Annotated in this window: 6 protein-coding genes; 1 reads left to right on the top strand and 5 read right to left on the bottom strand. The window is 64.0% G+C overall.

Translation table 11 applies throughout. From position 1 onward, the window contains the following. Positions 1-4: 4 nt before the first annotated feature. The 5 genes from K8I61_11320 to K8I61_11300 all read right to left on the bottom strand — a co-directional run bounded on the left by K8I61_11320 (position 5) and on the right by K8I61_11300 (position 5,938). Positions 5-1,027 carry a KpsF/GutQ family sugar-phosphate isomerase gene (locus K8I61_11320; GenBank protein MBZ0272618.1) on the bottom strand — a complete coding sequence of 341 codons (1,023 nt, stop codon included), beginning with the start codon at positions 1,025-1,027 and terminating at the stop codon, positions 5-7. 153 nt (positions 1,028-1,180) lie between these two features. Next, positions 1,181-2,857 (bottom strand): CTP synthase, encoded by a 1,677-nt coding sequence (locus K8I61_11315; protein MBZ0272617.1) that lies wholly within the window; start codon positions 2,855-2,857, stop codon positions 1,181-1,183. Between the two features lie 29 nt (positions 2,858-2,886). Next, complete coding sequence (kdsB, locus tag K8I61_11310; protein ID MBZ0272616.1) at positions 2,887-3,675, bottom strand: 3-deoxy-manno-octulosonate cytidylyltransferase; 789 nt, start codon at positions 3,673-3,675, stop codon at positions 2,887-2,889. Between the two features lie 345 nt (positions 3,676-4,020). Beyond that, on the bottom strand, positions 4,021-5,037 hold the full coding sequence (locus K8I61_11305) for a DUF2804 domain-containing protein (GenBank protein MBZ0272615.1): 1,017 nt from the start codon (positions 5,035-5,037) through the stop codon (positions 4,021-4,023). Next, complete coding sequence (locus tag K8I61_11300) at positions 5,030-5,938, bottom strand: hypothetical protein (GenBank protein ID MBZ0272614.1); 909 nt, start codon at positions 5,936-5,938, stop codon at positions 5,030-5,032. Before K8I61_11300 ends, K8I61_11305 begins: the two co-directional genes overlap by 8 nt. Positions 5,939-6,128: 190 nt before the next feature. On the opposite strand from K8I61_11300, the gene K8I61_11295 reads away from it, so the two are divergent. Next, the coding region (locus tag K8I61_11295) for a hypothetical protein (protein MBZ0272613.1) at positions 6,129-6,455 on the top strand (327 nt) is incomplete at its 3' end.

The raw sequence follows: 6,455 nt of genomic DNA, 5'->3' as shown, positions 1-6,455 counted from the left end.
ACCCCTACCCCAACCCCGCCTTCAGAATGTCGTGCATGTGGACGATGCCGGCGGTTTGGTCGGGGTCGTCCTTCGCGGAGGCGAAGACGACGGAGACGCGGGCGTCGTCCATGAAACGCAGCGCGTCGTAGGCGAGCATCGTTTCGGGCACGGTGAGCGGCGAGCGAGTCATGATGTCGTCCACGGCAAGCGCGAAGGCGTCGCCGCCGTGCTTTTGCAGCGCGCGGCGAAGGTCGCCATCCGTGACGCACCCGATCAGGCGACCGATTGATTTTGAACCGGCGTTCAAGTCGCCGCCCTCGCCTCTCTCGAACACGCCCGTGATCCCCAGGCGCGATGCGGACATCACGATGACCGCGTCGGAGACAAGCGTGCCGGCCGGAACGCGCGGGACTTCGCCTTCCGTGCGCATGAGATCGCGAACGCACAGCGTAAGGCGTTTTCCGAGCGCGCCGCCGGGGTGGAAGAGCGCGAAATCCTCGTGCGTGAAGCCGCGTTTTTCGAGCAGGACGACGGCGAGCGCATCGCCGAGCGCGAGCGTCGCGGTGGTGCTGGCCGTCGGCGCGAGGCCAAGCGGGCACGCCTCCTCGGGCACGGCGACGTCGAGCACGATGTCCGCCGAGGCGCCGAGCGGCGACGTGGCATGGCCGGTCATGGCGATGAGCGGCGCGCCGATGCGGCGAACGGCCGGCAGAATCGAGACGATCTCCGGCGTGTTGCCCGAATAGCTGATGGCGATGACGATATCCGTTTTGGCGATGACGCCAAGATCGCCGTGCATGCCCTCCGCGGGGTGGACGAACACCGCGGGCGTGCCGGTGCTCGCGAGCGTCGCGGCGATCTTGCGCGCGATGTGCCCGCTTTTGCCCATGCCGGTGACGATGACCTTGCCCGTGCCGGCGAGGATGAGATCGACCGCCTGCCCGAGTTCGTCGCCAAGGCGCTCGGCGACGGCATTGATCGCGTTCTGCTCGATCGAAAGGACGCGCCGGGCGATGTCGCGGGGGTTGTCGGAAGACGTCGTCATGATGCGTTTATTTTCACCGCGAAGACGCAAAGAACGCAAAGGAAATTCGTCGGAGACCCGCTCCCTTACGGTCGCGGTTCGTATTTCGGTACCGCGTTCTTCGCGTTTTCCTTTGCGTTCCTCGCGTTTCGCTTTGCGTCTTTGCGGTGAAAATCATGAAGCGGTGCCCCGCACGACACGCATGCGGTGGACGGCGAGCGCTTCCTCGCCGCATTCCTCCGCGCCGCGCTCGAGCGACGCGCGGACGAAGTGCTTGAACAGCGGGTGCGGATCGACTGGCCGGCTCTTGAACTCGGGATGGAACTGGCAGCCGACGTACCACGGGTGATCCGGCGCCTCGATCATCTCGACGAGATCGCGTTCCGTGTGCCGGCCGGCGATGATGAGACCGGTCTTTTCGAACGTCTCGATATACGCGTTGTTGACCTCGAAGCGATGCCGGTGACGCTCGGAGATTTCGTTCTGCTTGTAGGCGCGCTGCGCGTGCGTTCCGTTCTTGAGCTTGCAGGGATAGGCACCAAGACGCATCGTCGCGCCCATATCCGTGACGCCCTCCTGCTCGGCCATGAGGCAGATGACCGGGTGTTTGGTCTTCTTGTTGAATTCGGTCGAATTCGCGTCGTCGAGCTTCGCGACGTTGCGCGCCCATTCGATGACGGCGATCTGCATGCCGAGGCAGATGCCGAAATACGGCACCTTGTTTTCGCGCGCGTATCGCGCGGCGAGGATCATTCCCTCGATGCCGCGCAGGCCGAATCCGCCCGGCACGAGAATACCGGAGGCGCCGGAGAGCAGTTTCGCCGCGTCGTCGAGCGTGCGAATCTCCTCGGAGTCGACGAACTCCAGTTCGACCTTGCAGTTGTTGGCGATGCCGCCGTGGACAAGCGCCTCGTTGAGGCTCTTGTAGCTGTCGCGCAGGTCCACGTATTTGCCGACGATGGCGATGCGCGTCTTGCGCTTGGGAGCCGTGAGCGCGCGGTTCAGCGATTTCCACGCCTTCAGGTCCGGCTCCGCCGCCCAGATGTTGAGCAACTCGAGGATCTTGTCGTCGATGCCTTCGTCGTGAAAATGCAGCGGGATGGCGTAGACATGCGGCACGGTGATCGCCGAGACGACGGCGTCCTCGCTGACGTTGCAGAACAGCGCGATCTTGGCCTTGAGCGGCTTTTCAAGCGGGTGGTCGGAGCGGCAGATCAGCACGTCGGGCTGAATGCCGATCTCGCGCAGCTCCTTGACGGAGTGCTGCGTCGGCTTGGTTTTCAACTCGCCGGCGCCCTCGATGTACGGCACGTAGGTGAGATGCACGAACAGCGTGTTTTCCGCGCCCATGTCGAAGCGAAACTGGCGGATCGCCTCCAAAAACGGCAGGCTCTCGATGTCGCCCACGACGCCGCCGATCTCCGTGATGACGACGTCCACGTGCTTGGCCAGGTCGCGGATCTTCGATTTGATCTCGTCGGTGATATGCGGAATGACCTGCACGGTCGCGCCGAGATAATCGCCCCGCCGCTCCTTGGTGATGACCGCGTCGTAGATCTGCCCGGTGGTGAAATTGTTCGCGCGGCTGGTGCGCGTGGAGATGAAGCGCTCGTAGTGACCGAGGTCGAGGTCCGTCTCCGCGCCGTCGTCGGTGACGAACACCTCGCCGTGCTGCGTCGGGTTCATCGTGCCCGGATCGACGTTGATGTACGGGTCGAGCTTGAGGATCGTCGTGCGCAGGCCGCGTGCCTCAAGCAGCGCGCCGATGCTCGCCGATGCGATGCCCTTGCCGAGCGACGACACCACGCCGCCCGTCACGAATATGTATTTCGGCTTCCTTTTCACCCGCATCGCCCGCTCCTTTCCGCGTCGTACGACGACTATGACGCACCCGCTTCGATCCGTTCCATAAGCTTGCGCACGCGCGCCAGGTCGCGCGGCGTGTCGACGCCGATCGACCGCGTTTGCACGGTCGGCGTAACGATCGCCACGCCCGCCTCGAGCGCGCGCAGTTGTTCCAGTTTTTCGGCTTGCTCCAGGTGTCCGGGCGGCATGGCCGCGAATTCGAAGAGAAAATCGCGGCGATAGCCGTAAATCCCCACGTGCTTGAACAATCGGTGGCGCAGGATATCCGGGATGATCGCGCCGGCGCGGTCGAGGTTCATCGCATCGCGCACGAACGGGATCGGCGCGCGCGAAAAATAAAGCGCGCGATCGTTCGCGTCGCACACCACCTTGGCCACGGTGGGGTTCCAGAGATCATCCGCGTCGGTGATCGGCGTCTTGGCGGTCGACATCCGCGAATCGGGATCCTGGATGAGAGCGTCCGCAACCGCGTCGATGACTTCGGGCTCGATCAAGGGTTCGTCTCCCTGGACGTTGACGAAAATCTCCGCGTCGATGCCGCGTGCGACGGCCGCCACGCGATCGGTGCCGGAGGCGAGGTCCGCGTCCGTCATCACGGCGCGAAAACCGTGCTCCTCGACGGCGGTGCGGATGCGCTCGTCATCCGTCGCGACGACGGCTTCCAAAACCGAACGCGCCGCCTTCGCACGGCGCGCAACGTGGACGACCATGGGGACACCGATGATGAGCGCGAGGGGTTTTCCAGGCAAGCGCTCGGAGGCGTAGCGCGCCGGAATGATCGCGATGACCCTGGCCTTCGCCACGTTTCCCTCGCGTAAGCGCGTATCCGCTCCCTTACGGTCGCGATTCCAAATACAAGGCCTCGCCGGCGCATGACACGCCCGGCCGGGAGACACGTTTGTCGTGTCGGGGCATATTGCTCAAAGGCCGGCGCGAAGTCAAACGCAGCGGGGTCAGGGACGCAAAATGTGGTGTGTTTCGCCCAAGTTACCCACAAGCTGTGGATCGAGCGAGGAAATAGAAAATAGGAAAGTGGAAATGGGTCATCTCAGGATATCGGGTGTATTGGGCTGGTTCGGCGAGGCGCCGCAAAATCGAACAGCGCGCGTCGATCGGCAATCTTCAATCGGCAATCTTCAATCGATTCCTCACCACCAGGCTTCGTGTTCTTCCACGAATCCGTCGAGCGTGACGGGGGTCATCGATCCGTCCACGTCGATCTCGCCCGTGAACATGCCGAACGGCTGCGCGAATCGGGAGGCGAAGAATGCGAAGCGGAAATTCTCCGCGCGGCGGTCGGCGGGTGCGAAGTGGAGCCGGACGCGACCGTCGCTGGTGGTGATTTTCCATGGCGCGGAAAGGTCGCGGGTGTCGTAGTCGAAAAACGCGGTGTCGGTCTTGTGCGGAATGCCGCCGACCCAGTACGCGTTTTCGGTAAAGCCGCGCTCGCCGAAACCGGACACGAAGTTGATGCCGACCGCTCGGCCGTCGGCAAGGCGTCCCGACGCGCTCGCCCAATTCCAGTACGTGTAGTGCATGGGGCAGCCGCCGGAAACGTCGAAGACGCCGAAAGCGTTCTTGCCGTCGAGCGCGTAACGCTCGTTGCCGGCGCGCACCGTTCCCGCGACGGGCACGCCCGCATGCTTGTGCGTGTACATGAAACCACGCAGGCCATTTTGCGAAACCAGGCAAAGCGGCGTTTGGTTTTCGAGATTCAAGGCCGCATCGACCTCCACTTCCGGCAGGCGCACCGTCAACCGCGCGCCGGCGCCGTCGGACACCGTGTGGATGCGCAGCTCGCGCAGATCGAAAACGCTCTCACCGAACGAGGGATTCGCCGCGAGCGTCGAACGGCGGCGAAGGTCGTCCACGCTCGACTCGCGCATGACGCGGGAGGCGCGGTCGTAAACGTACGCAAATCCCTTCATCAGCCAACCCACGTCGACGATCGCCGCGCCGACGATGACATCGGGCGACGTGACGCCAAGGTAGATCCAGCGCTTTCGCGAAAGGGACGACGCGGCGCGGATCGCGCGAAGGATCGGCAGCCCGACGCCGCGCGCGTCGAAGTCCGCGTAATTGAGATCGCGGATGGGCGCGTTGTAAACGCCAAACGCCGGGCGGCCGTGGCCGTCGATCAGGCGTTCGGGCGCCGTATCACGCATTCGCGCGCCGCTTGGCCGGTGGCCGCGTGCGTGCGCGCCGCGCTTCCCGGATGAGCAGGGTGCGGCGCGAAAGGAGTTTTTGCAGATTGCGATCGATCCAGCGCTCGGTGCGATGGTGATCGGGATACGCTTCCATCAATTCGTTGAACTCGGCGGAGTGCACCACGCGCTGCCCGTTGGGATGCCGGCGATCGCGAAGAAGCCAGTGCAGCATCTCGTGGTAGATCGTCGCGGCAATGACGAAGAACGGCACCTCGCGCGTGTCGAGCGCGGGATGGACGTAGATGAGATTTTCCTCGAATACATAGCTGCCCATGCGGATGGTGCGCGCGCGCGTTTGGCCCGACACGCGCGACCAGCCGATGCGGCTGTCGCAGCGCCCGCGAAAATACCGCCGGTTCAGATCGTCGAAGATCGCCTGCAGATCGTAGACCTCGCCAGCGGTCTCGAGCTTGTGCACGCGGCGGGCGCGGCGGCTCGCCAGGCGATCGCGAACGATGGGCGACTCGATGTACTCGCGGCTCGCGCTGTCCCTCGCGAACAGTCGATGACGCCGCGAGTTCTTCACCCAAAGCGCGATCTCGGTCCACACGTCGCCGCCCGCTTCCAGCAGCACCGACGAAACGCGGATGTGACGCACGCCGTCGCGATCGTCCTTGAACGAGATGAGCTGCCGCGTGTTGTGCGTCGCGGTCAGCGTGAACGGGCGCGTCAGCGCGCGGCGAATGGCGCTTCGCGCGCGCGTCATGTTCGGCGTCTCGATCGGATTCGGATGCGTCGCGGTGCGATCGATCAGCGTCGGCGCGCCGATGAGGCTGTGGGGAATCAGGCGATGGGGCACGCGCCGCCGGGGGCCGTCCCACTCGATTTCCAGTTGCCGGGGATGCGATTTTCTGGGCACGTTGTTCCTGCCGTATAGACCCGATGGGGCGTTTTTTATACCAGAGCGCGGGCGCCTTAGCCTACCGGGTTTTCCCCGACCAAACGAATTTTTCCGGCGGACGGACCGATTCCCGACAATTTTCTAACCTATTGATTTTTCGCTATATTTTTGATTAACTGTCCGTGATTTCCACGACGCGGAACCCATCGTGCGCATCAAATACACGCGGATATCGCAGCTTGTCACGAACTCCGGCGCGGTGCGGAAGACCGGACGCGGCGTCGAGGAATCGGACCTCGGCGTGGTGACGAATGCGTGCGTCATTCTGGAGGACGGGCGCGTTTCTTTCGCCGGCTTCGAAGCCGACGCGCCGGACGTCTCCGTCGAACTCGAACGCGATCTCGAAAACAAAATCGTCATGCCGGGATTCATCGACGCGCAAACGCGAACCGTGCACGGCGGCGATCGCTTTCATGAGTTCGCGCTGCGTGCGACGGGCATGGACGACGCGCGCATCGACGCGGCGGGCGGCGGA

It is taken from the genome of bacterium (assembly GCA_019912885.1).
GTDB lineage: Bacteria > Lernaellota > Lernaellaia > JACKCT01 > JACKCT01 > JAIOHV01.
The sequence above is the reverse complement of the archived record's forward strand: the minus strand, read 5'-3'. Positions and strand labels throughout refer to the sequence as shown.

Coding starts and splice junctions, on each gene's coding strand:
- K8I61_11320 (MBZ0272618.1), bottom strand. CDS start 1,027: ATGACGACGTCTTCCGACAACCCCCGCGACATCGCCCGGCGCGTCCTT.
- K8I61_11315 (MBZ0272617.1), bottom strand. CDS start 2,857: ATGCGGGTGAAAAGGAAGCCGAAATACATATTCGTGACGGGCGGCGTG.
- K8I61_11305 (MBZ0272615.1), bottom strand. CDS start 5,037: ATGCGTGATACGGCGCCCGAACGCCTGATCGACGGCCACGGCCGCCCG.